This window comes from Streptomyces sp. GESEQ-4, assembly GCF_017948455.1.
Classification (GTDB): Bacteria; Actinomycetota; Actinomycetes; order Streptomycetales; family Streptomycetaceae; genus Streptomyces.
Genome location: NZ_JAFFSU010000030.1, coordinates 51,940 through 78,185 on the forward strand (window position 1 = coordinate 51,940; position 26,246 = coordinate 78,185).

At 71.2% G+C, this 26,246-nt stretch carries 20 protein-coding genes and 1 pseudogene; 7 read left to right on the forward strand and 14 right to left on the reverse strand.

Features of this window, described 5'->3' with window-relative positions; all coding sequences use genetic code 11:
• Nucleotides 1–75 precede the first annotated feature (75 nt).
• From KCH48_RS36460 to KCH48_RS36480, 5 genes are read right to left on the reverse strand one after another with little or no spacing between them, the layout of a single operon-like run.
• Nucleotides 76–945, reverse strand: a complete 870-nt coding sequence (locus KCH48_RS36460) for a biotin-dependent carboxyltransferase family protein (RefSeq protein ID WP_210581401.1) — start codon at nucleotides 943–945, stop codon at nucleotides 76–78.
• Complete coding sequence (pxpB, locus tag KCH48_RS36465) at nucleotides 942–1,559, reverse strand: 5-oxoprolinase subunit PxpB (protein ID WP_210581403.1); 618 nt, start codon at nucleotides 1,557–1,559, stop codon at nucleotides 942–944. The genes KCH48_RS36460 and pxpB overlap by 4 nt, the downstream gene beginning before the upstream one ends.
• On the reverse strand, nucleotides 1,556–2,314 hold the full coding sequence (locus tag KCH48_RS36470; protein ID WP_210581405.1) for a LamB/YcsF family protein: 759 nt from the start codon (nucleotides 2,312–2,314) through the stop codon (nucleotides 1,556–1,558). Before KCH48_RS36470 ends, pxpB begins: the two co-directional genes overlap by 4 nt.
• Nucleotides 2,315–2,357: 43 nt before the next feature.
• Entirely contained in the window at nucleotides 2,358–3,179 is an 822-nt protein-coding gene (locus KCH48_RS36475; RefSeq protein WP_210581406.1) for a putative hydro-lyase, read from the reverse strand.
• On the reverse strand, nucleotides 3,176–4,477 hold the full coding sequence (locus KCH48_RS36480) for an MFS transporter (RefSeq protein ID WP_210581408.1): 1,302 nt from the start codon (nucleotides 4,475–4,477) through the stop codon (nucleotides 3,176–3,178). The genes KCH48_RS36475 and KCH48_RS36480 overlap by 4 nt, the downstream gene beginning before the upstream one ends.
• Before the next feature lie 176 nt (nucleotides 4,478–4,653).
• Here KCH48_RS36480 and KCH48_RS36485 point away from each other — a divergent pair, with 176 nt between their 5' ends.
• The 4 genes from KCH48_RS36485 (at nucleotide 4,654) to KCH48_RS36500 (ending at nucleotide 12,898) form a co-directional block, all read left to right on the forward strand.
• Entirely contained in the window at nucleotides 4,654–5,349 is a 696-nt protein-coding gene (locus KCH48_RS36485; RefSeq protein ID WP_210581410.1) for a GntR family transcriptional regulator, read from the forward strand.
• Between the two features lie 87 nt (nucleotides 5,350–5,436).
• Nucleotides 5,437–6,963 (forward strand): hypothetical protein, encoded by a 1,527-nt coding sequence (locus KCH48_RS36490; RefSeq protein WP_210581412.1) that lies wholly within the window; start codon nucleotides 5,437–5,439, stop codon nucleotides 6,961–6,963.
• Nucleotides 6,964–7,066: 103 nt separating this feature from the next.
• Complete coding sequence (locus KCH48_RS36495; protein WP_210581414.1) at nucleotides 7,067–7,948, forward strand: hypothetical protein; 882 nt, start codon at nucleotides 7,067–7,069, stop codon at nucleotides 7,946–7,948.
• Nucleotides 7,949–7,984: 36 nt separating this feature from the next.
• Nucleotides 7,985–12,898, forward strand: coding sequence for a hypothetical protein (locus tag KCH48_RS36500; protein WP_210581416.1), 4,914 nt, complete (start codon nucleotides 7,985–7,987; stop codon nucleotides 12,896–12,898).
• On the opposite strand, the gene KCH48_RS36505 is transcribed toward KCH48_RS36500, so the two are convergent.
• The 5 genes and pseudogenes from KCH48_RS36505 to KCH48_RS36520 all read right to left on the reverse strand — a co-directional run bounded on the left by KCH48_RS36505 (nucleotide 12,889) and on the right by KCH48_RS36520 (nucleotide 18,681).
• Entirely contained in the window at nucleotides 12,889–14,442 is a 1,554-nt protein-coding gene (locus tag KCH48_RS36505) for a GMC family oxidoreductase (RefSeq protein WP_210581418.1), read from the reverse strand. The genes KCH48_RS36500 and KCH48_RS36505 overlap by 10 nt on opposite strands.
• 62 nt (nucleotides 14,443–14,504) lie before the next feature.
• Nucleotides 14,505–16,064 (reverse strand): APC family permease, encoded by a 1,560-nt coding sequence (locus KCH48_RS36510; protein ID WP_210581420.1) that lies wholly within the window; start codon nucleotides 16,062–16,064, stop codon nucleotides 14,505–14,507.
• Nucleotides 16,065–16,156: 92 nt separating this feature from the next.
• Nucleotides 16,157–17,623 (reverse strand): aldehyde dehydrogenase family protein, encoded by a 1,467-nt coding sequence (locus tag KCH48_RS36515; protein WP_210581422.1) that lies wholly within the window; start codon nucleotides 17,621–17,623, stop codon nucleotides 16,157–16,159.
• Nucleotides 17,565–17,778, reverse strand: a pseudogene (locus KCH48_RS42600) (SRPBCC family protein); the annotation flags it as partial. The pseudogene KCH48_RS42600 and the gene KCH48_RS36515, both read right to left, overlap by 59 nt.
• Before the next feature lie 357 nt (nucleotides 17,779–18,135).
• Entirely contained in the window at nucleotides 18,136–18,681 is a 546-nt protein-coding gene (locus KCH48_RS36520) for a hypothetical protein (protein WP_210581467.1), read from the reverse strand.
• A 419-nt stretch (nucleotides 18,682–19,100) separates the two neighbouring features.
• Between KCH48_RS36520 and KCH48_RS36525 the strand changes: the two genes are divergently transcribed.
• The 3 genes from KCH48_RS36525 to KCH48_RS36535 are packed head-to-tail and all read left to right on the forward strand — an operon-like array spanning nucleotide 19,101 to nucleotide 22,735.
• Nucleotides 19,101–21,893: a nitrate- and nitrite sensing domain-containing protein gene (locus tag KCH48_RS36525; RefSeq protein ID WP_210581469.1), complete on the forward strand. Its 2,793-nt coding sequence runs from the start codon at nucleotides 19,101–19,103 to the stop codon at nucleotides 21,891–21,893.
• Nucleotides 21,890–22,327, forward strand: a complete 438-nt coding sequence (locus KCH48_RS36530; protein WP_210581424.1) for a roadblock/LC7 domain-containing protein — start codon at nucleotides 21,890–21,892, stop codon at nucleotides 22,325–22,327. Before KCH48_RS36525 ends, KCH48_RS36530 begins: the two co-directional genes overlap by 4 nt.
• 9 nt (nucleotides 22,328–22,336) lie before the next feature.
• Nucleotides 22,337–22,735, forward strand: coding sequence for a DUF742 domain-containing protein (locus KCH48_RS36535; protein ID WP_210581426.1), 399 nt, complete (start codon nucleotides 22,337–22,339; stop codon nucleotides 22,733–22,735).
• Here KCH48_RS36535 and KCH48_RS36540 read toward each other — a convergent pair.
• The 4 genes from KCH48_RS36540 to KCH48_RS36555 all read right to left on the reverse strand — a co-directional run bounded on the left by KCH48_RS36540 (nucleotide 22,713) and on the right by KCH48_RS36555 (nucleotide 26,128).
• Nucleotides 22,713–23,195, reverse strand: a complete 483-nt coding sequence (locus KCH48_RS36540; RefSeq protein WP_307841050.1) for a thioesterase family protein — start codon at nucleotides 23,193–23,195, stop codon at nucleotides 22,713–22,715. The genes KCH48_RS36535 and KCH48_RS36540 overlap by 23 nt on opposite strands.
• Nucleotides 23,192–24,172, reverse strand: coding sequence for a 3-hydroxyacyl-CoA dehydrogenase NAD-binding domain-containing protein (locus KCH48_RS36545; RefSeq protein ID WP_210581428.1), 981 nt, complete (start codon nucleotides 24,170–24,172; stop codon nucleotides 23,192–23,194). Before KCH48_RS36545 ends, KCH48_RS36540 begins: the two co-directional genes overlap by 4 nt.
• A gap of 98 nt (nucleotides 24,173–24,270) precedes the next feature.
• Entirely contained in the window at nucleotides 24,271–25,158 is an 888-nt protein-coding gene (locus KCH48_RS36550; RefSeq protein WP_210581430.1) for a 3-keto-5-aminohexanoate cleavage protein, read from the reverse strand.
• Between the two features lie 151 nt (nucleotides 25,159–25,309).
• Nucleotides 25,310–26,128, reverse strand: coding sequence for an IclR family transcriptional regulator (locus KCH48_RS36555; RefSeq protein WP_246886425.1), 819 nt, complete (start codon nucleotides 26,126–26,128; stop codon nucleotides 25,310–25,312).
• Nucleotides 26,129–26,246 lie beyond the last annotated feature (118 nt).

Genomic DNA, 26,246 nt, shown 5'->3' on the forward strand with positions numbered 1-26,246 from the left:
CTGGTCGCGCAGTTCCCCGCGCCCCTGACGGGGCGCGGTTCGCCCCCGGCGTTTGTAAGGCAGGACCGCAGGGGGTCAGTGGCGGCGTACGGGTATGAAGCGGACCTGGGTTCCAGGAGCTGCCTGGGCGGCGGGTGGGAGGTCGGTGGGGCGGACTACCGCTATCACTGGGTAGCCCCCGGTGGTCGGGTGGTCGGCCAGGAAGATCACTGGGTGGCCGTCGGGGGGTACCTGGACCGCGCCCAGCACCATTCCCTCGCTGGGGAGTTCGCCAGGCAGGGCTCGTTCCAGGGCGGGGCCTTCGGTGCGTAGGCCGATGCGGTTGCTGGAGGTGGAGACGCGGTACGGCTGTGAGGTGAAGGTGCGGATCGCGTCGTGGGTGAACCAGTCGTCGCGCGGGCCGAGGGTGACGTGCAGGATCAGTTCGGCCGGAGGTGCCGGGTGGGGAGCCGCGTCCACGCGCGCGTGCGGCGTGAGGGGTTGTCCCAGGGGCAGCACCGTGCCGTCCGTGAGGGGTGGTGGGCCGAGGCCGGAGAGCAGGTCCGTGGAGCGGCTGCCGAGCACGGGGTCGACGGCGATGCCGCCGGCGACGGCGAGGTAGCTGCGTACGCCGGAGACGGCGGAGCCGATGTCCAGCACCGACCCTGCCGGAATGCGTACCGGTGTGCCCCAGGCGACGGGGCGGCCGTCCACGGTGACGGGGCAGGGGGCGCCTCCGACCGCCGCGGTGACTGTCGAACGAGGGCGTACGGCGCAGCCGTTGAGGGTGGTTTCCAGTACGGCGGCCTCGGGGGGATTGCCGACGAGGCGGTTGACGAGGGCCGCCGCGGGCCCGTCCAGGGCGCCGGAGCGGGGCACGCCAAGGTGGGCGTGCCCGGGACGTCCGCGGTCCTGCACGGTGGTCAGGGCACCGGCTCGTACGACGACGAGCGCACGGTCCGTCATGAGGGCCCCACCGGAACGAAACGGACGGGCGTGCCCGGTGACAGCAGCGCGGCCGGCACGCGCGCGTGGTCCCACAGCACGGCGTCCGTGGTGCCGATCAGCTGCCAGCCACCGGGCGACGAGCGCGGGTAGACGCCGGTGTAGGGGCCCGCGAGTCCCACCGCGCCGGCGGGGACGGCAGTGCGTGGCGTGGCCCGGCGTGGGACGTCGTAGCGCTCCGGCAGACCGGACAGGTAGCCGAAGCCGGGCGCGAAACCGCAGAAGGCGACGCGGAATTCGGTCTCCGCGTGGATACGGGCCACCTCCCGCTCGGGCACACCCCAGTGCGCCGCCACGTCGGCCAGGTCCGGACCGTCGTAGCGCACCGGGAGCTCGATCACGTCACGCGTGCGTGGGGGAGCGGGCGGTACTGCGGTGGCGGTCAGTTCGGCGGCCAGCCGGGTCGGGTCGGCGAGGCCGTCGAGGAGGACCGTACGGGCGGCGGGGACGATCTCGCCCACGGAGAGGGAGCCCTCCGCACGGCGCCGCAGCAGCTCCGCGTGCAGGGCCTGTGCCTCGTCCCCGCAAGCGACCTCGACGAGCAGGGCGCCGTCACCGACAGGCAGCACCCTCATACGAAGGCCTCCACCCGGACACCCGACTCCAGAAGTTTGTGCCGGACCTGGCGGGCCAGCTCCACCGCGCCGGGGGTGTCGCCGTGCAGGCACAAGGACTGGGCCCGTACGTCGATCTGCGCCCCGGAGTGAGACGTGACGACACCGAGGCGGGCCAGTCCCACCGAGCGTTCCACGACGGTGTCCGGGTCGGTGACCACCGCGCCGTCCTGCCCGCGCGGGACGAGCGTGCCCTCGTCGGTGTACGCGCGGTCCGCGAACGCCTCTGTGACGGCCGGGAGTCCGGCCTTCCCGGCCAGCTCCAGCAGCCGGGAGCCGGGCAGCCCGAGCACGGGCAGCGAGGTGTCCGCGAGGAGCACGCCGTCGACGACCGCCCGGGCCTGCTCCTCGTCGTGCACGACGCGGTTGTAGAGCGCGCCGTGCGGCTTGACGTACGACACGCGCGTGCCCGCCGCGCGGGCGAACACCTCCAGGGCGCCGATCTGGTACGCCACTTCGGCCGCCAGTTCGGCGGGCGGCACGTCCATCGCGCGCCGCCCGAACCCCGCCAGATCCCGATAGGCGACCTGTGCCCCGATCCGCACCCCGCGCTCGGCCGCCAGCTCGCACACGCGCCGCATGGTGACCGGGTCCCCGGCGTGGAAGCCGCAGGCCACGTTGGCGCTGGTGACGACGGAGAGCAACTGCTCGTCGTCGGTGAGCCGCCAGCGGCCGAAGCCCTCGCCGAGGTCGGCGTTCAGATCGATCGCGGTCATCGGTCTCCTCTGGTTCTCGTGCTGCTGCTCATCCCACTGCTGTTCATCCCACGCGGAACTGCTCGTCGCGGGCGTCGGTGAGGAACATCTGGCCCGGTGCGTGGGTGATGGCGAACGGCGGTCGTGAGGCCATCACCGCGGCCTGCGGAGTCACTCCGCAGGCCCAGAACACCGGGATGTCGTCCGGGGCCATGTCCACGGGATCACCGAAGTCGGGACGGGCGAGGTCGCCGATGCCGAGCCCCGACGGATCGCCGCAGTGCACGGGGCTGCCGTGCACCGCCGGGAGCAGACTGCTCTCCCGGATCGCCGCCGCCAGGTGTTCCGGTGGCACCGGGCGCATGGACACCACCATGGGGCCGTGCAGCCGCCCCGCCGGACGGCACTGACGGCCGGTCACGTACATCGGGACGTTCCGGCCCTGTTCGAGATGGCGGATCGGGACCCCCGCCTCGGCCAGCGCCCACTCGAAGGTGAAGCTGCAGCCGATCAGGACCGACACCAGATCGTCCCGCCAGTGTCCGCGCACATCCGTCGGCTCGTCCACCAACTCGCCGTTCTCCCACACCCGGTAGCGCGGCAGATCGGTGCGCAGGTCGGCGCCGTCCGCGAGGACCGTCGTGAAGGAACCGGCATCCGTGATGTCGAGCACCGGACACGGCTTCGGGTTGCGCTGGCAGAACACCACCAGGTCGTACGCCCAGTCCGCGGGCACCGCGATCAGATTGGCCTGCGTGTGGCCCGCGGCGACCCCGGCGGTGGGGCCCGTCAGACCCGCGCGGAAACGGGTGCGGGCGTTGCTCGGGCTCCACGCGTGCGCGTGCCCGTCGACGAGGGCCAAGGGGCGGTCTTCCGTGCGGTTCACTCGAGCTCCTTCCCGCGCGTCTCGGGCAGCCCGAGCAGCGCCAGCGCTGCCACCCCGTATCCGATCGCCCCGAAGACCAGCGCTCCGCCCACGCCCCAGCTGTCGGCCAGGAAGCCGACCGTGGTGGGGAAGATGGCGCCCACAGCGCGACCGGCGTTGTAGGTGAAGCCCTGTCCCGCGCCGCGCACCGCGGTCGGGTACAGCTCGCTCAGGTAGGAACCGAAGCCGCTGAAGATCGCCGACATACAGAACCCGAGCGGGAAACCGAGCACCAGGAGCAGGGTGTTGGCGCCGCTCGGGATGTTCCCGTACGCCACGATGCAGACCGCGGACAGCAGCGCGAAGAGCCAGATGTTGCGCCGGCGGCCGAGCCGGTCGGTGAGGTAACCGCCGGTCAGATAGCCGAGGAAGGCGCCGGAGATCAGGAACGTCAGATAGCCGCCGGTGTTGACGACCGACAGGCCGCGATCGGTCTTCAGGTACGTCGGCACCCAGGTGGCCAGCGTGTAGTAGCCGCCCTGGACGCCGGTGGACAGCAGCATCGCGAAGATCGTGGTGCGGAGCAGGTCGGGCTTGAAGATCGCCTTGAAGGAGCCCTTGCCCGCGCTCTTCTGCCGTACCGCTATCGCCTCGGGCGCGTCCTGCACCTGGCGCCGCATCCAGACGACGAGCAGTGCGGGCAGCGCTCCGGTCCAGAACATCACGCGCCAGGCCAGATCGTCGTCCATGACGGAGAACACCAACGTGTACATGATCGCGGCCAGCGCCCAGCCGACCGCCCAGGAGCTCTGGATCACGCCGAGCGTGCGGCCCCGGTGCTTGGCGCTCGCGTACTCGGCGACCAGGATCGCGCCGACCGCCCACTCACCGCCGAAGCCGAGGCCCTGGAGGGCGCGGAAGACCAGCAGGGACTCGAAGTTGGGGGCGAAGCCACAGGCGACGGTGAAGACCGCGTAGGTGATCACCGTGATCATCAGTGCCCTGACCCGGCCGAACCGGTCGGCCATCACGCCCGCGAGGGCGCCGCCGATGCCGGACGCCAGCAGCGTCACGGTGGTGAACAGGCCGGTCTGGCCGCTGTTCAGGCCGAAGTACGCGGCCAGCGCGACCATGCTCAGCGGCAGTGTGAAGTAGTCGTAGGAGTCGAGGGCATAGCCGCCGAACGCGCCGGCGAAGGCGCGGCGGCCGCGCGGACCCAGGGCGCGCAGCCAGCCCAACGCGCCGTCGTCGGCGGTGTTTTCATCTGTGGCCGGGTGGGCGTCGCTGGTCAGGGCCTGCGGTGGAGGGGTCGTGCTCATGGGCACCTCGCAGAGGGAGGACGGAGAGTGCGTGAGGACTGAGCCGGGCCGTGCGGAAGCCATGGGCGCCGTCGTGAGCGGGACGGTGACGCCGTTCGTAGCAACGTAGAGGATCGTTCAACGATCCTTCAATACCTATGTTGTTTCGTTCTTGTGTCTGCTGTTGAATTCCGGGCATGGACGAGCAACTGTCGGGACTGGCCGACGATCGCGCCCTCCTCGGGCGCACCAGCACCGCGGAACGGGTCTCGGACATCCTCAGGAGCCGGATCGCCGAGGGCTATTTCCCGCCCGGGACACGGCTGTCGGAGGACAGCATCGGCGGCGCGCTCGGCGTCTCCCGCAACACGCTGCGCGAGGCGTTCCGGCTGCTCACCCATGAACGGCTGCTCGTCCACGAGCTGAACCGGGGCGTCTTCGTCCGGGTGCTGACCGTCGAGGATGTCGAGGACATCTACCGCACCCGCGGCCTGGTCGAATGCGCCGTCGTCCGGGGACTCGGCGAACCGCCGTACGCGGTGGACGGGCTCGCGGAGGCCGTCGCCGAGGGACAGCGGGCGGCGCGCGAAGGTGACTGGAAAGGGCTGGGTACGGCCAACATCCACTTCCACCGGGAGCTGGTCGCGCTCGCCGGCAGCGAGCGCACCGACGAGCTGATGCGGAGCGTCTTCGCCGAACTGCGGCTGGCGTTCCATGTCGTGGACGACCCGCGGCGGCTGCACGAGCCGTACCTGGCGCGCAATCTGCAGATCCTCCAGGCGCTGCAGGCGGGCGAGCCGGTCGAGGCCGAGAAGCTGCTCGCGGTCTATCTCGACGACTCGCTGGAGCGGGTGGTCGAGGTGTATCTGCGGCGGGTGGGCGAGGACGGATAGCAGGTCCTGGGGGTGTGACAACCGTGACGCCGGGGTCCATCTGAGTCGTTTGGGGCGTTGTCAGACCGAGGACTTAGTCTGTGCACCGTGACTTCGCCTGCATCGACGGACCGTGTTCCGCCCCAGTTCACCGCGGGGCCGCGCCCAGCTCTGGGCCCGGCCGCCGACGAGGGACTGGCGCGGCGGCTGCGCGCGCTCGCCTGCACCGCGCCGCTGCACGACCTGGACGCCCGCAAGGCCAACCTCGCGGGCGAGTACTCGGTGTACGGCATGGCCGAGGTCGCCCTCTCCGCCATCGACCTCGTCACGCTGAACATGGACTTCGACACCGGCGCCGACCACGATCAGATCGTCGCCCGGCTCATCCCGCGCATCGCCGCGCAGGCCCCGCAGCGGCCCGTCGTCGAGCATGAGCGGGTGGCCCGGTGGGTGCTGGAGAACCTGATCAATGTCGGCAGCGTCGATCGCGGCTTCCGCGCGGTTTACGGGACTTTCGCGCCGGACGGTACGTATGTCCGGCGGGACTACGACTTCAAGCTGATCGAGGAGGTGCCGGGGCCTGGCGGCAGCGTCTATCTCCGTACGACGGACGAAGCCGTCAATGTGCTGGTCGGCGCCCTCGACACCGACGTCACCAGCGCCCAGATCGCCGCCGAGGTCAAGCTGGAGGTGCTGATCAACCGGGGGCGGCTCGCGGACGCGCAGCTCGCCGCCGAGCAGGCCCGGTATCGGACCGTGCAGTACTCCGAGACGCTGCGGCGGGCGCTGGATGCCACCCGGCGCAATGTGCGCGCCGTCGACTGGCTCAGCGCCGTACCCGACATGATCGCCGAGGCGCTGGAGCATGTCGCCGACCGTTATCGGCACGAGAACGCGATCCTCACGAACATCCGCAAGGCGCGGGACGAGTCGGAGGACCCCGAACACAAGCGACGTGCGGCCGAGCTGGTCGACATCGTGAAGGACTGCATTCGACGGCATACGCAGTTGCAGTCTCGACTGTTGGAGGCAGGGCCGCTGTTCCGGGCGGAGCAGGACCGGCAGGCGTTCGCCACGCCGATGGCGTCGTCGGGGATCGATCTGTACGGGCATCTTGTCGCGCCGGTGCTGCCGTTGGAGCTGGAGCGGGCGGTTCGGGTCACGGATGCGTTCTTCGCTCGCGGGACCGGGTTGCGTACTCCGGTGTCCGTTCGGGTGGGGGACCTGGTGGACATACTGCTGACTCCGCCGGTGGAGCGGGAGCATCTCGGTGCGGAGATGCCTGAGCCGGATCTCATTGCCACGCCGGATGACAGTCGGTTCAGTGAGGAGCAGTTGGCTGCGGCGATGGAGCTGCTAGATCTGCCTGCGGATGCCCCCCGGCGGTTGTCGGGGTTGCTTGTTGAGGCGCGTAAGCGAGATGCCGACTTGCCGTATCTCGTGGCTCTGTTGGCAGTCCATGCAGCCAGTCCGCCTGTGGGCACTGCCTACCGGCAGGGTGAGGAGAAGCTGCTGTTCGCCGTGGACGACGGGACCGAGCTGGATGATCCCGAGTTCGGGGGTGCGGACCTCATCGTGGGGACGGCTTTGTTGGATGCGGTGGGGATGGCGGCGGATCGGAGTGAGGCCGCGTGATGTCTGCCGGGTGCGGGTGGTCTGTGGCTGGTCGCGCAGTTCCCCGCGCCCCTAAAAGCCTTGTTCTGCCCCCTGTTTGTCAGATGCCCGAGGAGTTTCGATCGTGACCGAGCACGTCGACTGGAGTGAGCCGGAGGTGGCCGCCTCCGCGCCGGTGGCGCCCGCCGTCACGCCTGCCGATGCCGCTGACGCTGCTCGGCTCGTTGCCTTTGGGTTGCAGCCGAAACTGCAGCCGGCGCGGGATCAGGAGTATGCCGAGTTGCTGCGGCGGTATCGGGAGGATCCGTCGTTCGCTCGGCTTGCTGATGCTGTTGCCGCCGGGCTCGGTCTCGTCGTGCTGGAGGTGTCTCCGCGCGCGGGGATGGCCGTTACCGCTGCCGAGGATTCGGTGTTCGCCGTGCGGATGGGGGATTATGCCCGCCGGACTTCCGCCGACTCCGGGGACCGGTTCCTGCATGGGCTCGCTCATCTCGCCGTTGCCGCCATGGCGTTCCCGCGGCCCGAGGACCTTGCTGATGACGGGTACATCGGGCGGATCACGGTCAACGGGGTCGATGCGTTCGTACGGCAGGCCTGTCGGCGGCTGGAGGAGCGGGCCGAGGTGCGGGGGGAGAACACCGATCCGGCCACGGACGCGCCCGGCCTTGAGGCCGCCTGGCGGATCTGGGTGAGACGGAGTGCGACCGGTGCCACCAAGGACGCGCGAAGACTGGCCGGTTCGACGACCGGCATCATCGGCAAGGCCGTCGCCTTCCTGACCGACTCCGGGTTTCTGCAGCGCACGGGCGACGACAACGGCGGGACGTATCGGACAACGGCCCGGTATCAGCTCCAGGTGCGTGACATGGCGGGCAGTGCGGCCATGGCCGAGCTGCTGGAACTGGGCGTCGTGCCGGTCACCGACGGGACACCGACGCTGCTGCCCGCCGAGGAGTCCGACGACTCGGAGCTGGTGGCCGACGCCGGGCTGCCGTTCCACTCCTGACCGCATCGACTGCCTTCACGACTACGAGAGTCCGCCATGTACGAGCTGTCCCGGGTCCGCCTCTACTCCATCGGTCCGGCCGGTGCGCGCTACGCCGACACCGTGCTTGACCTGCGGGGAGTCGGCGAGCCCGTGCCCGACCCCGCGCCCACGCAGGCGGAGTTCTTCGAGGAGGAGCCCGTCGGCCCGCCGCGCCGGCCCGCGCCGGCCGGTGTGCTCTTCCTGGAGAACGGCGGCGGCAAGTCCGTCCTGCTCAAACTGATCTTCTCGGTGATGCTGCCGGGGCACCGGAACACGCTGGGCGGCGCCAGCTCCGGTGTGCTGCGCAAGTTCCTGCTCGCCGACGACTGCGGGCATGTGGCGCTGGAGTGGCAGCACGTGCTGACGGGCGAGTGCGTCGTCGTCGGCAAGGTGAGCGAGTGGCGCGGGCGGCAGGTTTCGAACGATCCGCGGAAGTTTGCCGAGGCCTGGTACTCGTTCCGGCCGGGGCCAGGGCTGAGCCTGGACAATCTGCCGGTCGCCGAGTCCACCGCCGTACGGCCGTCCGCCGAGGGCGCGTCCGGTGCGCAGGGGCGGCGGCGCACCATGAAGGGCTTCCGGGACGCCCTCACCGAGGCCGGGAAGGCGTATCCGCATCTGGAGGTGCACTGGGAGGAGATCCACGACCGGTGGATCGAGCATCTCGGCGACCTCGGTCTCGACCCCGAACTCTTCCGTTACCAGCGGGAGATGAACTCCGATGAGGGCGAGGCGGCGGGTCTCTTCGCGGTCAAGAAGGACTCCGACTTCACGGATCTCCTGCTGCGGGCGGTGACCGATACACGCGACACCGACGGTCTCGCCGACCTGGTCGGCGGCTTCGGCAACAAGCTGGGGCGGCGAGCGGAACTGATCGCCGAACGTGAGTTCACCGCCGGGTCGGTCGACCTGCTGGGGCGGATCGTCGAGGCTGCCGAGGCGCGGGCACGCGCGCGTGACATCCATGCCGGTGCCGAGCGGCGGACCCGGACGCTGGCCCGGCGGCTGTCCGCGCGTGGTGCGCAGGAGCGGGTGCGCGCCGCCGACCTCGCCCAGCGGGTCACCGGCGCCGCGCAGGCCGTCACGCACGCCGAGGGCGCGCGGGAGCGCAGTGCGCTGATCGCCGCCGAACTCGCCTACCGGCACGCTTCCTTGGCGCTTGCCGGCGCCGAGAAGTCGGCCGCCGCGCAGAAGCGGGAGCTTGCGGACGCGCGCACTCTGCACTCCGCCTGGCAGGCCGCCGAGGCGGTGCTGCGGCACCGCGCCGCCGCCGACCGGGTGGCCAGGGTCGCTGCCGCCATCCAGGAGGCCGAGCGTGACGCCGCACCGGCCCTCGCCGCGCGCGCCAAGGCCGCCGTCGATCTCGTACGGGCTCTGCACGCGGCCGCGGACGGCGCCGAAGCACTGGCCAACGAAGGGGAGGAGCGGTCGGCGGCGCTCCAGGAGGTCAGCGAGTCCGCCCACCGGGACGCCACTTCCGCCGCCACGGAAGCCCAGCGCGCTCGCAGCGAGGCCGGGCATCTGCGACAGCGGCTGTCCGAGGTCGAGCAGGAGACCGCGGAGGCGGTGCGTGCGGGCTGGCTCGACGACAGCGCGCCCGACGCCGATCCCGCGCGGGCCGCGCTCGCCGCCAGCGACGCCGAGAAGACGGCGGTCGCCTCCTGGGACACCGCACGCGAGGCATCCCACCGGGCCACCGAGCACGCCCGGGAAGCGGCCTCGGCTGAGTCCCGCGCGGAACTCACGGCGGCCCGCGCGGCAGACGCGGCAACGGCCGCGAAACGGTCGTACGAGGCGGAACGCCGCCTCGCCGAGGGCCTCGCGGTGGAGGAGCGGCTGGCGGCGCTGCTGAGCCTGACCGGTGTCTCCGGAGCGGTGGGTACGGTTCCGGGGCCCCGGACGGGGGCGGATGGTGCAGCTGGGCGTGAGCGCTCCGACACGGCTGGACGTGGCGGGTCCGTTCGTGGCGGGAGTGGCGCGTCCGGTGGAGGCGATGGCGGGGAGGCGGGTGGCGGCGGGTCCGCGCGGGCCGGGAGTGGCGCGTCCGGTGGGGGCGACGGTGGCGAGGCGGGTGACGGCGGCGGGGACGCGCGCGCCGGAAGCGAGCCGTCCGTCGAAGCCGGAGGTGGTGCGTCCGGCGGAGGCACGAGGTCTGCGAACGGCGATGGCGCCGAGCCGCGCTCCCGGGTCGGCCTGACGACCCCGCGTCCCCTCACCCAAGGCCTCCTCACCCCCGAGGAGCTCGACCGCTGCGCTGACGACCTCCGTCAGCTCCTCGACGCCGCCGTCGCCTCCGCCGAGCGCCAGCTGTTCGAGCTGCGGACCGCTGCCGCCGACGATGCCCGGATCCTGGGCGCGCTCGGTGACGGCGGACTGCTGCCGCCCGGGCCCGACGTGCTGGCCACCGTGGAGTTCCTCGGCGAGCACGGCATCCCGGCGCTGCCCGGATGGCGGTATCTCGCGCAGGCCGTGGACCCCGCCGATCACGCGCGCGTTCTGGCCGCCCGGCCGGAGCTGGTCGACGGCGTGATCATCACCGACCCCGCCACGCACGCGCGTGCCCGCGAGGCGCTGAGCGAGGCGGCGCTGCTGCCGCGGTCCGCCGTCGCGGTCGGTACGGCCGCTGCCCTGCTCGCCCCGACTCCGGCACCCGACGCGAGCGGCGGCGACGTCTTCCTCGTACCGCCGAACCCCGCCATGCACGACGAGCACGCCGCTGACGAGGAACGGCAGGCGCTGCGGGCGCGGGCGACCGAGCGGGACGAGGAGATCCGGACGCTTGCGGCACGGCTCGGCAAGGACCGGGAACTGACCGCGCGCCTGGCGTCCTGGCGTACCGGTTGCCCGGCCGGACGGCTGGTCGAGCTGGCGGAGGCGGCCCGGGAGACACGCGCGTTCGCCGAGGAGGCCGAGGCCGAGCTGGCCGAGGCGCGCACCGTCCGGGCGGAGGCCGACGAAGCCGCCGCCGGGGCCGCACAGGTACGGGACGAGCGGCAGGAGGCCGCCCAGCGCGCCCGCCGCTCCGCCGACGCCCTCGCCGGGCTCGCCTTCCGGCTGCGTGAACGGTCCGGCTGGCAGGTGAAGCTGCGCGAACTCGCCGACGAGGCAACCGAGTCGGAGGCCCGCGCCCAGGCCTGTCTGGAGCGGGCCCGCGCCGCCGACGAGGACCGGCGTGCCGCCCAGCGTGCCGCCGACGACGCCCGCCGCACCGCCCGTGCGCTGCGCGCCGAGCGCGCCGAGATCGCGGGCGCCCCCGACGACGTACCGGAAGCCGACACGGATGCTCCGACGTCGTCTCTTCCCGCCCTCCGCGAGGCCTATCGCGCCGCATCGCAGCTGTACGAGAAGGTCGGCGTCGACGCCGATCTGCGGGCCGAGCAGGCCCGCGCGGAGAGCGACGAGAGTGCGGCGCGGGCCGAACTCGACCGGCTCAGCAACAAGGTCCGCACGCGCGCGGAGCAGCTGCTTCAGTCCCCGGACGGTTCCGACGGGCCCTCCCGGCAGGCCGCCGTAGCCCGGGCCGAGGAGCTGGTGCAGCTTCTGGAGACCCGGATGTCCAGCGCGAGCGAACAACTGGGGCGGCTGCGCGGCGAGGCCGAGCGGCACGCGCCCGAGGACGGCGAGGCACACACCGAGTTGCCCGAGGAGCTGGTGCCCCGCGACGCCGAGCATGCGCAGGCCCTGCTGCGGACGGCCACCGCCGAACTCGCCTCCCGCACGGAGGCGTTGAGCCAGGCCCGGGAGGCGCACGCCGAACTCCTCGGTGCCCACCGGGCCGCCGAGGACGCCGCCGGCGGCTTCGACGAGATCGCCGCCATGCTGCGTGACCTGCTGCGCGAGCACACCTCGGACGAGGAACAGGACGAGCAGGAGCCGTATCCCGGCAGCCTGGACGAGGCACGGCAGTCCGGCGCCGAGGCACGGCGCTCCCTGCGGGGCTGCGCCGCCGACCTGTCCGCCGCCGAGTCCGCCGTACGAGAGGCGAGCGATGTGCTCGTCCGGCATGCCAACTCCACGCGGTACGAGCAGGTACGGACGCCCGCGCGGCAGCAGATCCGGGAACTACCCGCCGCCGCGCTGCCCGAGCACGCGCAGAAGTGGGCGGACGCCTTCGCGCCCCGACTGCGGGTGCTCACCGATGAGTTGGCGCAGCTGGAGCGGAACCGGGACTCGATCGTGGACCGGCTCCGCGGGCTCGTCGAGTCGGCACTGGCGACTCTGCGGTCCGCCCAGCGGCTGTCGCGGTTGCCCGAGGGGCTGGGGGAGTGGTCCGGGCAGGAGTTCCTGCGCATCCGCTTCGAGGAGCCCGACCAGGCCACGCTCACCGAGCGGCTCGGCGAGGTCATCGACGAGGCGACGCGGGCCGCGGTGAAGAAGAACTCCGATCTGCGCCGGGACGGGATGTCCTTGCTGCTGCGGGGAGTCGCGGCGGCGCTGCAGCCGAAGGGTGTGGCCGTCGAGATCCTCAAGCCGGACGCGGTGCTGCGTGCGGAGCGGGTGCCGGTGGGGCAGATGGGCGACGTGTTCTCGGGTGGTCAGCTGCTCACCGCGGCCATCGCCTTGTACTGCACGATGGCCGCGCTCAGAAGCAACGACCGGGGGCGCGACAAGCACCGGCACGCGGGCACGCTGTTCCTCGACAACCCGATCGGGCGGGCCAACGCGACGTATCTGCTGGAGCTGCAGCGGGCCGTGTCGGATGCGCTCGGTGTCCAACTCCTCTACACGACGGGTCTGTTCGACACGACCGCGCTGGCGGAGTTCCCGCTGGTCATCCGGCTGCGCAATGACGCGGATCTGCGGGCCGGGCTCAAGTACATCAGCGTGGAGGAGCACCTCCGGCCGGGACTGCCGCAGGCTCCCGCCGGGGAAGGCGGACACAGCGAGATCACGGCGACGCGGATGTTCAAGAGACCTGTGCCTCAGACCTGACGAGAGTCCTCCCTCAACAAGTCCGCGCACTTTTCGCCGATCGCCATCGTCGTGATGCACGGATTCACCGTCACCAGATCCGGCATCACCGACCCGTCCGCCACCCGCAGCCCCTCGACCCCCTTCACCTGCAACCGCGCGTCCAGCGGAGCGGAATCGTCCGGGCCCATCTTCACCGTGCAGGACGGGTGGTAGACGGTGTTGTGGGTCTTGTGGATGTAGTCCAGCAACTCGTCATCCGTCCGGACGTCCGGGCCGGGGGCGAGTTCCGCGCCCGCCCAGCCGCTGAGCGCAGGTTGCGATGCGATCGTCCGGGCCAGGCGCAGGCCGTACGTCATCACCCGGACATCGTGCTCATGGGTGAAGTACCGCGGATCCACCTTCGGCTTGTCCCGGTAGTCACGGGTGCGCAGCCGCACCGTGCCCCGTGACTTCGCGCGGGTCACGTTCGGGGTGAGGCAGAAGGCGTTCTCCGATGTGGGGTAGCCCCAGCGTGCGGTGTTCATGTCGAAGGGGACCGACCCGTAGTGGAACATCAGGTCCGGCCGGTCCAGGCCCGGTTCGGTGTCGTAGAAGATGCCCGCCTCCCACCACTGGCTGGACGTGGTGGTCATGGGCTGCTTGGCGTCCCACATGATGACGCCCTCGGGGTGGTCCTGCAGGTTCTCGCCGACGCCCGCCGAGTCGACGACCACCTCGACGCCGACCTCGCGCAGATGCGCGGCCGGTCCGATGCCCGACAGCATCAGCAGCTTCGGTGAGTCGATGGCGCCGCACGAGACGATGACCTCGCGCCGGGCCCGTACCGTCCGGGTGTGGATCAGGTCCGGGTCGAGATACTCGGCGCCGACGCAGAGCCGGCCCTCCAGCACCAGTTTCTTGGCCCGCACCCCCGTCCGTACCTCCAGGTTGGGCCGCTTGCCCAGGACCGGGTGGAGGTAGGCGACCGACGACGACTGACGGATGTTGTTCTCGTCGGAGTTGATCTGGAACCAGTTGGCGCCCCGGATGACCGTCTTGCCGGTGTTGAAACCCGTGCGGGGAATCCCTGCCTGCGCACATGCCTCCAACAGGGCCGTACCGCACGGGTCCTCACTCTTCACTGTGCGGAGTTTCACCGGACCCGTGCGGCCGTGGTGCTCCCCGGGAGCGTCGTTGTTCTCCAGCCGTCGGTAGAGCGGGAAGAGGTCGGCGGCGCTCCAGCCCGTACAGCCTGCGGCGGCCCAGCCGTCGAGGTCCTCGGCCGGGGCCCAGAAGGCGATACAGGAGTTGTGCGAGGAGCAGCCGCCGAGCACTCTCGCTCTGGCGTGCCGCATGAAGCTGTTGCCGCTGGTCTGGGGTTCGACCGGGTAGTCCCAGTCGTAGCCGGACTCCAGCAGGCCCATCCAGCGTTCCAGCTTCAGGACGTCGTCGTCGCCGACGTCGCTGGGCCCCGCCTCCAGGACGCACACGGTGACGGACGGGTCCTCCGACAGCCGGGCCGCCACCACGTTGCCCGCGGTGCCGCCACCGACCACGACGTAGTCGAACTCATCGATACTCATAGGGAGTTGACCTCCTTGGTACGGAGACATCCTTGTGCGCTCGGGACGCCCGCTGCGGAATGTCAGTCGGCCGCCGGGGCGGCGAGGGGCCCGGTCGCCGGTGCGGCGTCCAGCCGGTGTTCGGCGAGCACCCCGGTCTTGCGCCGCTGGATGAACCAGTAATAGGCGAAGCCGCCGCCCATGATCACGCCGACGAAGAGCACGGCGCCCCACTGGAGGTACCAGTGGAAGGGGGCGGTGGCGTTGTAGACGGAGGCCCGCGGCCAGATCAGGTTGATCGTCATGCCCGCGCCCCACAGCACGGCGAGGATGTTGACCAGCAGCCCCCAGCGGCCCAGCGAGAACTTGCCGTCGCCCGCGGGCTGCCACTTGCCGCGCAGCCGCGCCACCAGCATCGGAACGGTGACACCCAGGTAGGCGAGGTAGATCATGATGATGCCGATGCTGGTGACGACCGTGAAGATCTGCGGCTGGCGGATGTTCACGACCAGGATCGCCAGCGCCAGGATGCCGATGATCACGGCCGGGAGCACCGGCGTCTTGAAGCGCGGGCTGACCTTCGCCAGCATCGAGGACGCGGGCAGGTTGTTGTCCCGGGCCATCGCGAACGCCAGCCGGATCGCCGCCGTGTGCACGGCCAGCGCACACACGGTCACCGCGATCAGCACGCACCACAGCATCGCCTTGCCGGCCGTCGAGCCGAGTACGTCGAGGACGACGTACTGCAGACCGTCGGTCGACAGCTGCTCGCCCTTCAGGCTGGACACGCTCATCAGCGCCAGCAGCAGGATCAGACCGCCCAGGACGAACGAGGCGACGATCGCCCGGATGATCGCGCGGGGCGCGTTCCGGGACGGGTCCAGGGACTCCTCGCCGAGCGAGGCGGCCGTGTCGAAGCCGTACATGACGTACGCCGACGCCAGCGACGCCACCAGGAACGCGCCGAGGTAGCCGGCGCCGTACCCCGCGCCCGTCCCGTTGGTCTCCATGACCACTTGCGGGCCGCGGGTGATGTGCACGGCGAACAGGACGATGAGTACGACGGTGGCGACCAGCTCGATGAAGACGCCCGCCGTGTTGATGTTGGCCATCAGCTTGACGCCGAAGGCGTTCACCAGCGTGGTGAACAGGATCAACACCGCGGCCAGGATGACCGCGTTGGTCGCCACGTCGTACTTGCCCGTGCCGTCACCGACGATCTGGAACACGTCGGAGATCTGCGGCAGCGTCAGCTGGTAGGCGAGCGCCACGGCCGCGATGGACACGATCGAGGCGATCAGCATCATCCAGCCGGCCAGCCAGCCCAGATGCGGATTGCCGATCTTCTTCGACCAGTTGTAGACGGAGCCCGCGACGGGATAGCGGGCGGCCAGCTCGGCGAAACAGAGGGCGACCATGAACTGGCCGACGAAGACCATCGGCCACGACCACCAGTAGGCGGGGCCGCCGCTGCCGTATCCGAAGTAGAACAGCTGGAACGTTCCGGTCAGGATGGAGATGTAGCTGATGCCGGCGGCGAACGTGTGGAAGTTGCCGAGGGTGCGCTTGAGTTCGGGCTTGTAGCCGAACTCGGCGAGTTCGGCGTCGTCCTGCCGGTCGGCCGGCTGTTGAGTTGGGGTCATGAGCGGACTCCTGGTGGGCAGGGGAACGGGGAGAGCGGCTCCTGCGGGCGCCTGGATCAAGGACGGTCGATGAGCCTGCTGCTACCCGGACGTCAGGCGAACCACCCCTGTGGCGTGGGATTCGTGTTCCGCCAGATGTGCTTGGGCTCGCGGTACTCGGCCAGACCCGCCGGCCCGAGTTCACGTCCGAAGCCGGACTGCTTGAATCCGCCCCACTCCGCCTGCGGCACATAGGGGTGGTAGTCGTTGATCCAGACCGTGCCGATCCGCAGCCGCCCGGCGACCCGTGCGGCCCTGGCCTCGTCACCCGTCCATACGGCGCCCGCCAGGCCGTAGATCGTGTCGTTGGCGAGCCGTACCGCCTCGTCCTCGCTGCCGAACCGCTCGACGGTGAGGACCGGTCCGAAGGACTCGTCCTGTACGACGGACATGCCGCCCGTGCACTCGTCCAGCACGGTGGGCAGGTAGTAGAAGCCGTCGGCGAAGTCCGCTCCGTCGGGGCGCGCACCGCCGCAGCGCAGGACCGCACCCTCCGCCAGACCCTTGGCGACATAGGCCTCGACCTTCGCGCGGTGCGCCGCCGAGATCAGCGGACCGGTCTGCGCCCGCTCGTCGAACGGTCCCCCGAGCCGGATCTCCGACGCCCGCCGTACGACCTCGTCGACGAACCGGTCGTGCAGCGAGTCCTCGACCAGCAGCCGGGCGCCCGCCGAGCAGACCTGCCCGGAGTGCAGGAACACCGCGGTCAGCGCCATGTCGACGGCCGTGTCGAAGTCGGCGTCCGCGAAGACGATGTTGGGGTTCTTGCCGCCCAGTTCGAGGGCGACCTTCTTCACCGTCCCGGCCGCGGCGGCCATCAGCCGGCGGCCGGTCTGGAGTCCGCCGGTGAAGGAGACGAGGTCCACGTCCGGGTGGTCGCCGAGCGGGGCGCCGGCCTCGGGGCCGGCGCCCAGGACCAGGTTGGCGACGCCCGCGGGCACGCCCGCCTCCTCCAGCAGCCGCATCAGGTGTATGGCGGTGTGCGGGGTCAGCTCGCTGGGCTTGAGGATGAAGGTGTTGCCCGCCGCCAGGGCAGGGGCGACCTTCCAGGCCGTCTGGAGGAGCGGGTAGTTCCAGGGTGTGATCAGCGCACAGACGCCGACCGGCTCGTACACGACCCGGCTGTCCACGCCCTCCGTGCCCGTGTCGACGACCCGACCCGTCTCGCTCGCTGCCGTCCGGCCGAAGTAGCGGAAGCAGTTCGCGATGTCGTCGATGTCGTACTCGCTCTCGACCAGCCGCTTGCCGGTGTCCAGCGACTCGGCGCGGGCGAGTGCGTCCTTGTCTCGCAGCAGCAGGTCGGCGACGCGCAGCAGCAGGTCACCGCGCTGGTCGGGGGCGGTGTGCGGCCAGGGTCCCTCGTCGAAGGCGCGGCGCGCGGCGGCGATCGCCTCGACGGTGTCCTTGCCGCCGGCCTCGTCCACCACCCCCACCAGCGAGCCGTCCGCCGGACAGCGGATCTCACGCGTGCGCTCGTCGACCGCGCTCCGCCACTCGCCGTCGATGAACAGATCCGGCATGGCCGCCTCCCAGCTGCTGAAGGACCCACTCGTGGAAGATCCCGGTGTGGTGCTCGTTCGGAACCAGCACACCACCGTTCCGGTACGCCCGCGACGCCATCGCGGGCTGGGTTCGCTCACAGGTTCCAGAAATCCTGAGCGTTCGCGAGGTGGAACGGCTACACCGACGGCGCAGTCATCGCCACCGGTGCATCGGCGCACTGCCTGCCGGGCGATGCCCTCGCCGGGATGCACACCCGCGCGCCGAACTCACCCGCGGCACAGCTGGGTCGCCGTCATCGGCGGTGGTTTCATCGGCGCGCTCGCGCTGCAGGGCCCGCGCGGTGTTGCTCGGGGGCGCCCGTGAGGGCGGCTTCCTGGCGCTGGACGTGCGGGACGGCCGTACGACCGCGGTGCTCTTCGTGGACCGGCCACGCCCCGTTATGCGGGCGCGCCGGGAACTCGTACGCGGGGAGTTCCGACGGCGGCGCCTGCCCCACTCCGAGCCTTCACCGGCCGCCGCCCGCGCAGTGTCACGAGTGGGACAGCTGGCCCGTGCCGCCCCGGTTCCGTATGCGCTTCTCGGCGCGCTCGGTGGCCCGCTCCTGTCGCCGGGCCCTGCGCCGCTCGCGCCGCAGGGCACGCGCGGTGCTGCTCGGGGTCGACACGACGCCGTGGCGTTGGTTCCACACCTGGCGGGTCACCCACACGTCCAGGGCGGCCCAGGTGGCGACCACCGTGCTGGCCACGCTGCTGAGGACCATGGGGAACGCCAGCCACGAGCCGGCCAGGGTGCACAGGAAGGCCACCATCGCCTGGATCAGTGTCACGGCGATGACGAGCACCGCGCGCACCGCCGCCGTACGCACCGGATCCGGCAGCCGGCGTTGCTGCGCGGGCTCCTCCACCCACAACGTTCGGTAGTAGGGCCGGGCGTCTCGCTCGTCCGTCGCCTCCCTGTCGGTCGCCGGAATGTCGCGATCCCGTGCCTCGGGGATCCGCTCCGCCGTCGCCGTCGCCGTCGCCGTCGCCGTCGCCGCGCCGTCACCGGTCGCCTCGCGCCGCTCAACCGTGCCCATCACCGTGTCACTCTCCCCACCGCCGGCAGGACCACTCGCCCGTGTCCGAAGACACGACTCTCCAGTGGCTGCCCGGCTTGCGCTGTTTTACGCCGCCCAGGTGCGGGATACGGCTCCTGTGGCCCATTCCGCCCCCAATTCCCGTTAGAAGGACGAACGGCACGCTCCGAAGATTCCCAACGACCGTAAAATTTCGGCCAACCGGCCCCGGAAACGACCGGATTGTTCACCGCGGTGACCACGAGGTCGGGGGAGGCAATCTCCCGCAATGACCGGACAACTCCCCACGACCCGCCACCGTTGCGGACGTTCGACTTCCGGACGGGTCTTCGGGTTACCTATGCGTCAGTAGTAGGCTCGCGCCGTTTGTTGACGTACATGTGTACCCCCGTCCGGTGGGGGTCGAGCTGGGGGAGGCCATGCGCTTTCGCGGGAAGTCGATCCGCCGGAAGATCGTGGCGCTGCTTCTCGTGCCGCTGGTGTCCCTGACGGCTATCTGGGGCTTCGCCACGGTACTCACGGGACGTGAGGCGGGCCAGCTGTTCAACGTGTCGGAGGTCGTCGAGAACATCGGCTACCCGGCCGAGGACGCCGTCCGGGTGCTCCAGCAGGAACGCCGCCAGACCCTCGTCTATCTCGCCGACCCGCGCGCCTCCGACGGGCTCGCCGCGCTGCGCCGCAGCCGGACGACCACCGACGAGGCCGTCGTCAAGATCCGCAGGAACGCCCAGGACGCCGACGTACGCGACGCGCTGGGGCAGAGCACGGGCGAGCGGCTGACCGCCCTCCTGGACGCCCTCGACGGCATCGGGTCCCTGCGCCGCAGCGTCGAGGAGGGCACCGTCAACCGCGCCCAGGCCCTCGACCTCTACAACCGCCTCGTCGACCCGTGCTACGTGCTGCTCACCAACCTCCACGTCGTGGACGACACCGAGCTGGACAAGCAGTACCGCGCCCTGGTCAACCTGGCCCGGGCCCGCGAACTGCTCTCCCGCGAGGACGCTCTCCTCGGCTCCGCGCTGATCGTCGGCAGGATCACCCGCGGGGAGGCCCGCAACATCTCCGACCTCGTGGCCCAGCGCACGCTGATGTACGACGTCAACCTGCCGCTGCTGCCCTCCTCGGAACGCGACCGCTACGAGCGGTTCTGGAAGAACGCCGCCAGCGCGCCGCTGCGCGTGGCCGAGGAGTCCGCCGGCGCCTCCTCCGGCACCGGCACGCCCAGCGACGTCACCGCACAGAACTGGGACACCGCCGCAGGTGACGTGCTCGACGAACTCGCCGACTTCAACGACCAGGCGAACGACCGCTATCAGGACCGGGTGCGCCCGGTCGCGATCGGCGTCATCGCCCAGGCCGCCTTCGCCGGCGTCCTCGGCCTGATCGCACTGCTGCTCTCGCTCTTCCTGTCCGTGCGCATCGGCCGCGCCCTCATCCGCGACCTGCGGCAACTGCGCCTGGAGGCGCACGAGGCGTCCGGCGTCCGGCTGCCCAGCGTGATGCGCCGCCTCTCCGCCGGTGAACAGGTCGACGTGGAGACCGAGGTCCCGCGCCTGGAGTACGACAAGAACGAGATCGGCGAGGTCGGCCAGGCCCTCAACACCCTGCAGCGCGCCGCCGTCGAGGCCGCCGTCAAGCAGGCCGAACTGCGCGCCGGGGTCTCCGAGGTCTTCGTGAACCTCGCCAGGCGCAGCCAGGTCCTGCTGCACAAGCAGCTCACCCTGCTCGACACCATGGAGCGCCGGACCGAGGACACCGAGGAGCTCGCCGACCTCTTCCGGCTCGACCACCTCACCACCCGCATGCGCCGGCACGCCGAGGGCCTGGTGATCCTCTCCGGCGCCGCCCCCTCCCGGCAGTGGCGCAAGCCCGTCCAGCTGATGGACGTCGTACGCGCCGCCGTCGCCGAGGTGGAGGACTACGAGCGCATCGAGGTCCGCCGACTGCCGCGAGTCGCTGTCACCGGCCCCGCCGTCGCGGACCTCACCCATCTCGTCGCCGAACTCCTGGAGAACGCCACGGTGTTCTCCCCGCCGCACACCGCCGTCCAGGTCCTCGGCGAACGCGTCGCCAACGGCTTCACCCTCGAGATCCACGACCGCGGCCTCGGCATGGCCGCCGACGCGCTCCTGGACGCCAACCTCAGGCTCGCCGAGACACCCGAGTTCGAGCTGTCCGACACCGACCGGCTCGGCCTGTTCGTGGTCAGCCGGCTCGCCCAGCGGCAGAACGTACGCGTCTCCCTCCAGCCCTCCCCGTACGGCGGCACCACCGCGGTCGTCTTCATCCCGGACGCGCTGCTGACGGACGACGTCCCGGACACCAACGGCGTCGGCTTCCGCCTCGACCGGGACCGCCCCTCCAAGGAAGCCGAGTTGGAGGAGAGCCGCCGCGCCGCGCTCTCCCAGGTGCCCGTGCAACTCCCCGGTCTGCCGCCCGCCCTCCTGGACGGGCCGGTCGAACTGGAGGCCCCCGTCGACCTGGACGCCCTGAACGACTTCCCGGGCGGCCTCGGCGACGAGGACAGCGAACGCGGTGGACTCTTCCGGCCCCGCGGCCCAGCCCCGGCGGGTCTGTCCGGCGAACAGCACCATCCGGTCGACCCCGGCACGGACGACCGTCCGGGCGCCCCGGTCCCGCTGCCCCGCCGCGGCGCCCCCAAGCTCGTCAGCTCGCACGGACGTCCGGTCACCGAGCAGCGGCCCCGGCGCGAGAACGGCGACTCCGCGGACACGGCTCCTGCCCTCCCGAAGCGCACACGACGCGCCGCCATCGCGTCGGCGGCACAGGACGCCAGACACGAGACCGAGCGGGAAGCCGGCCCCCGGACCAGCCCTCAGACCGGCCCGGAGACCTGGCACGAGGGCCGGATGGAAGCCGGCCCGGAGACCGGGCACGAGCGCAGACCGGAAGCAGGGCCAAGGGCCGGACGCGACCCCGGTCAGGACGGACACGCGGCACCGACCACCGGCTCGGGCACGGCGCCCCTGCCCCGCCGCGTCCGCCAGGCCAACCTCGCCCCGCAGCTCAAGCAGGCTCAGGAGCAGCGCACCGAGCAGCGGACGGAGCCCGCCGAACGGGACGCCGACGAGGTACGCAGCCGTATGGCCTCGCTCCAGCGCGGCTGGCAGCGTGGCCGTCATGAGAACGCCGCGGGTGACAATGGCTCCAGCGGCACAGCACCACAAGGAACTAAGGGGGACGGTCGATGACCGCACCGAAGGCGACCGACCATGGCGACACCGGCAGGACAGGCGAGCTGAACTGGCTCCTGGACGACCTGGTCGACCGCGTCGCGAGCATCCGCAAGGCCGTCGTGCTCTCCGGCGACGGGCTTGCGACGGGGGCATCGAAGGACCTGACCCGGGAGGACAGCGAGCATCTGGCCGCCGTCGCCTCCGGCTTCCACAGCCTGGCCAAGGGCGTGGGCCGGCACTTCGAGGCGGGCAGCGTCCGGCAGACGGTCGTCGAGCTGGACGACGCCTTCCTGTTCGTGACGGCCGCGGGCGACGGCAGCTGCCTCGCCGTCCTCTCGGCCGCCGACTCCGACGTCGGCCAGGTCGCCTACGAGATGACGCTCCTCGTGAAGCGGGTCGGCGTACATCTGGGGGCCGCTCCGCGCACCGATCTGCCCGCGGGCGGGTAGTGGGATGACATGAGCGGAGACGGTCAGGGAAGAAGCCACTGGTTCGACGACGAGGCCGGACCGGTGGTCCGTCCGTACGCCATGACGCGCGGCCGCACCAGCCATGCGGGCCAGCACCGCCTGGACCTGATCGCGCTGGTCGTCGCGGAATCCCACGCGGACGACTCGGAAGCCGAAAACCAGACGCTGTCCCCGGAACACGTGGACATCGTCGGCCTGTGCCGGGACACGCCGCAGTCGGTCGCCGAGCTCGCCTCCGAACTCGACCTGCCCATCGGTGTCGTACGCGTCCTCGTCGGCGACCTCGTCGACGAGGACCTCGTCCACGTCAACCGCCCGGTTCCGCCCGCGGAGCTGCCGGACGAGAGCATCCTGCGTGATGTGATCAACGGGCTCCGGGCTCTGTGACCACCGGTCCGATCGACCGGCCTGCCCATCCGGGCGGCTCCTCCGCGAGCGCCGCGAGGCGCTCGCGGACCTCGGACGGGAACGGTATGGCACGGCCCGCCCCCTGATCGACGTGCAGCATCAGCAGCTCGATCGTGGCGACCGGGTCGGGCTCGGCTCGCGGCCCCTCGACGACGTGCATCTCATGCGTCAACCGCGCCTTCTTCCCTGCCGCTCCCAGCACGCGCGTGCGTACGGCGAGTTGGGCGCCCTCCGGCACCTCCCGCAGGTAGCGGACGTGTGACTCGGCCGTGTAGAGCGAGCAGCCGGTGCGCTCGCGGTACGCGGCGTCCAGCCCCGTACGCTCCATCAACGCGTCCGTGGCGAAGCCGAAGACGAGGACGTAGTACGCCTCGCTCATGTGCCCGTTGTAGTCGATCCACTCGGGGCGCACGGTCTCGTGAAACAGCGGCAGGCTCACTCGGCACCGGTCCCGGGCAGACGGCCGGTGGCGCGCAGGACGTCGATGACGCCCCGGTCCCGTTCGGCGACGAGATCGGCGATCGTACGACCGTCCGCGGCGTCGTCGCAGCCGGCCACCACCGCGTCGTAGAGGGCCGTGTCCAGCTCGGGTGCCTCCAGGCGGGTCCACGGGGACTTCAGGGACGGCCCGAAGTGGTCGAGCATATGGGCCATGCCGCCCTCGCCGCCCGCGAGCGCGAAGGTGAGCATCGGGCCCATCACCGCCCAGCGCAGGCCCGGCCCCTCGGTGATCGACAGATCTATCTCGCGCACCGTCGCCTCGCCGTTGGCCACCATGTGCAGGGCCTCGCGCCACAGCGCTTCCTGGAGGCGGTTGGCGATGAAGCCGGGGACCTCGCGGTCCATGGTGATGACGGACTTGCCCGCCACCTCGTAGAAGCGCGCGGCCCATCGGACCGCTTCGGCGTGTGTGCGGTCGCCGCCGACGACCTCGACGAGCGGTATCAGATACGGCGGATTGAACGGATGCCCGACCACCAGCCGGCCGGGTGTGGCGGCCCCGGTCTGCATGTCCGTCATCGGGTAGCCGGAGGTCGACGAGGCGATGACGACGCCGGACGGCGTGGCCGCGTCGAGCTTGGCCAGCAGCTCACGCTTGAGGCCGAGCTTCTCGGGGGCGCTCTCCTGCACGAACTGTGCCTCGGCGACCGCCTCTTCGAGACTGTCGGTCACGGTGAGCCGGTCGGCACTCGCGCCCGGGGCAAGCCCCAACTGCTCCAGCGCGGGCCACGCCGCCTCGACCAGCCGGCGCAGCCGGGCCTCGGCGTCGGGGGCCGGGTCCCAGGCCGTGACTGCGTAGCCACGGGCGAGGAAGTGGGCGACCCAGCCGCCGCCGATGACCCCGGCGCCGACGCAGGCGACGCGGCGTACGTCCTCGGGTGCGGTGGCGGGGGTGAACGTCTCCGTCTCCGTCAACTTGGGCTCCTTCTGGGCTCCTTGATGGGGCCGTCGCTTCTTGGCGGGTATCAGCTGCCGTGTCGTGGTGCGGGTGTCGGCTGCTTTGTCGTGCGGGTTCAGCCGCGCGGCTTGAGGCCGAGCTTGAGGCGTGCCTCGTCGGGCGTGGCGACGCGGGCGCCCATCGCTTCGACGATCGTCACGGCACGCTCCACGAGTTGGGCGTTGGTCGCCTTGACGCCCTTGCCCAGATAGAGGTTGTCCTCCAGCCCGACGCGCACATGCCCGCCGAGCAGGATCGACTGCGCCACCCATGGCATCTGCATCCGGCCCAGCGCGAAGCTGGCCCACTGCGCGCCCTCCGGCAGCATGTTCACCATCGACTGCAGCACACCGGGGTCCGCGGGCGCGCCCCACGGGATGCCCATGCACAGCTGGAACACGGTCGGGTCGTCGAGCAGTCCCTCGGCGCGCAACTGCTTGGCGAACCACAAGTGCCCGGTGTCGAAGATCTCCAACTCCGGCCGCACCCCCAGCTCCTGGATGCGCCGGGCGCCGGTACGCAGCATGTCGGGTGTTGAGACATAGAGGTTGGAGCCGTCGCCGAAGTTGAGGGAGCCGCAGTCGAGGGTGCAGATGTCCGGCAGCAACTCCTCGACATGCGGCAGCCGTTCGAGGCCGCCCACGAGATCGGTGCCGGGCAGCTGCTTCAGCGGCTCCTCCGGGTCGATCACCAGGTCGCCGCCCATACCGGCGGTGAGGTTGATGACGACGTCCGTGCCGGTCTCCTTGATGCGCTCCACTACCTCGCGATACAGCCGCGGGTCGCGGGAGGGTGCGCCGGTCTCCGGGTCACGGACATGGATGTGCACAGCGGCGGCACCAGCCTCGGCGGCCTGCACGGCGGATGTGGCGATCTGTTGCGGGGTGACGGGGACGTGCGGGCTCTTGCGCACGGTGTCACCGGCGCCGGTGAGGGCGCAGGTGATGATGACGTCCTGGTTCATGGTCGCGCTGATTCCTCTCTCGACGAGCAGTACTTGTTCATATTGTGAGCGGCTGTCGCGGATTACGAACATGCGTTGCCATGCGGTGGTACGTCAAGCGCGCCTGCTCTCAGCCGCCGTCAGCCCCTCGGCTCCTCAGCCGCCCCCCGTCCTACGCCCGCGCGGCCGCCGCGATCTCCTCCGCCGCGGCCCGTGCCAGCGCCCCCAGGTCCGCGAACCGCGCCTCGGTCACCCGGTCCTGCGGGCCCCAGATGCTGACCACGGCGAACGGCCGTCCGCGGCTGCCCAGCACCGGCGCCGACACCCCGTACAGATTCCGCTCCATCTCACCCGCGCAGACGCTGTATCCGCGCTCCCGCGTCCGAGCGCACTCCTCCCACAACCGTCCCCGGTCGATGACGGTCGTGTCGGTGAACGCGGTCAGCGGCTCGGTGAGCAGCGACTCGGCCTCCTCCCTCGGCAGCCAGGCCAGCAGCGCCTTGCCCGTGGACGTGGCATGCAGCGGCACCTGCCGCCCCAGCCACTTGGCGCTGAGGACCACCGGTGGCGTCACTTCGTCGATGTACGTCAGGCCGAGCTGCTGCACCACGGCGAGGTTGGCCGTCTCGCCGGTCTGCTCGCTGACCCGGCGCAAGGTGCCGTGCGCCCGGCGGATCAGCCCGTCGAAGCCTGCCGCCGATGCCATGCGGGCGACCGTGAAACCGATGGTGTAGCGATGGCCGGCGGGGTCACGCTCCACCAGGCCGTGCTGCTCCAGCGTGGACAGCAGCCGCCATGCCGTGGCCCGGTTGAGTCCGCACCGCGCCGCCAGGTTCGAGGCCGTGTCGCCGCCCGGCGCGCTGTCGGCAGTCGCCTGGAGCAGCGCGATCGCCCGCTCCAGCGACTGGACCTTGCCCGACGATGCACTCGGCTCGGCGGCCGGGGCGGACTCGCTGTCACCCGGGGTCCCTGGGGGGTTGGACATGCGCATCTTCGGAGGCTCCTTGACGGCGTGCGGGATGGCCCCTTGACCTACGTGGCTACTGTTCCCCATCTTCGCACTATCCGTTCGCCCATCGCATCATGCGAACAGCGATCACCATAGCCGT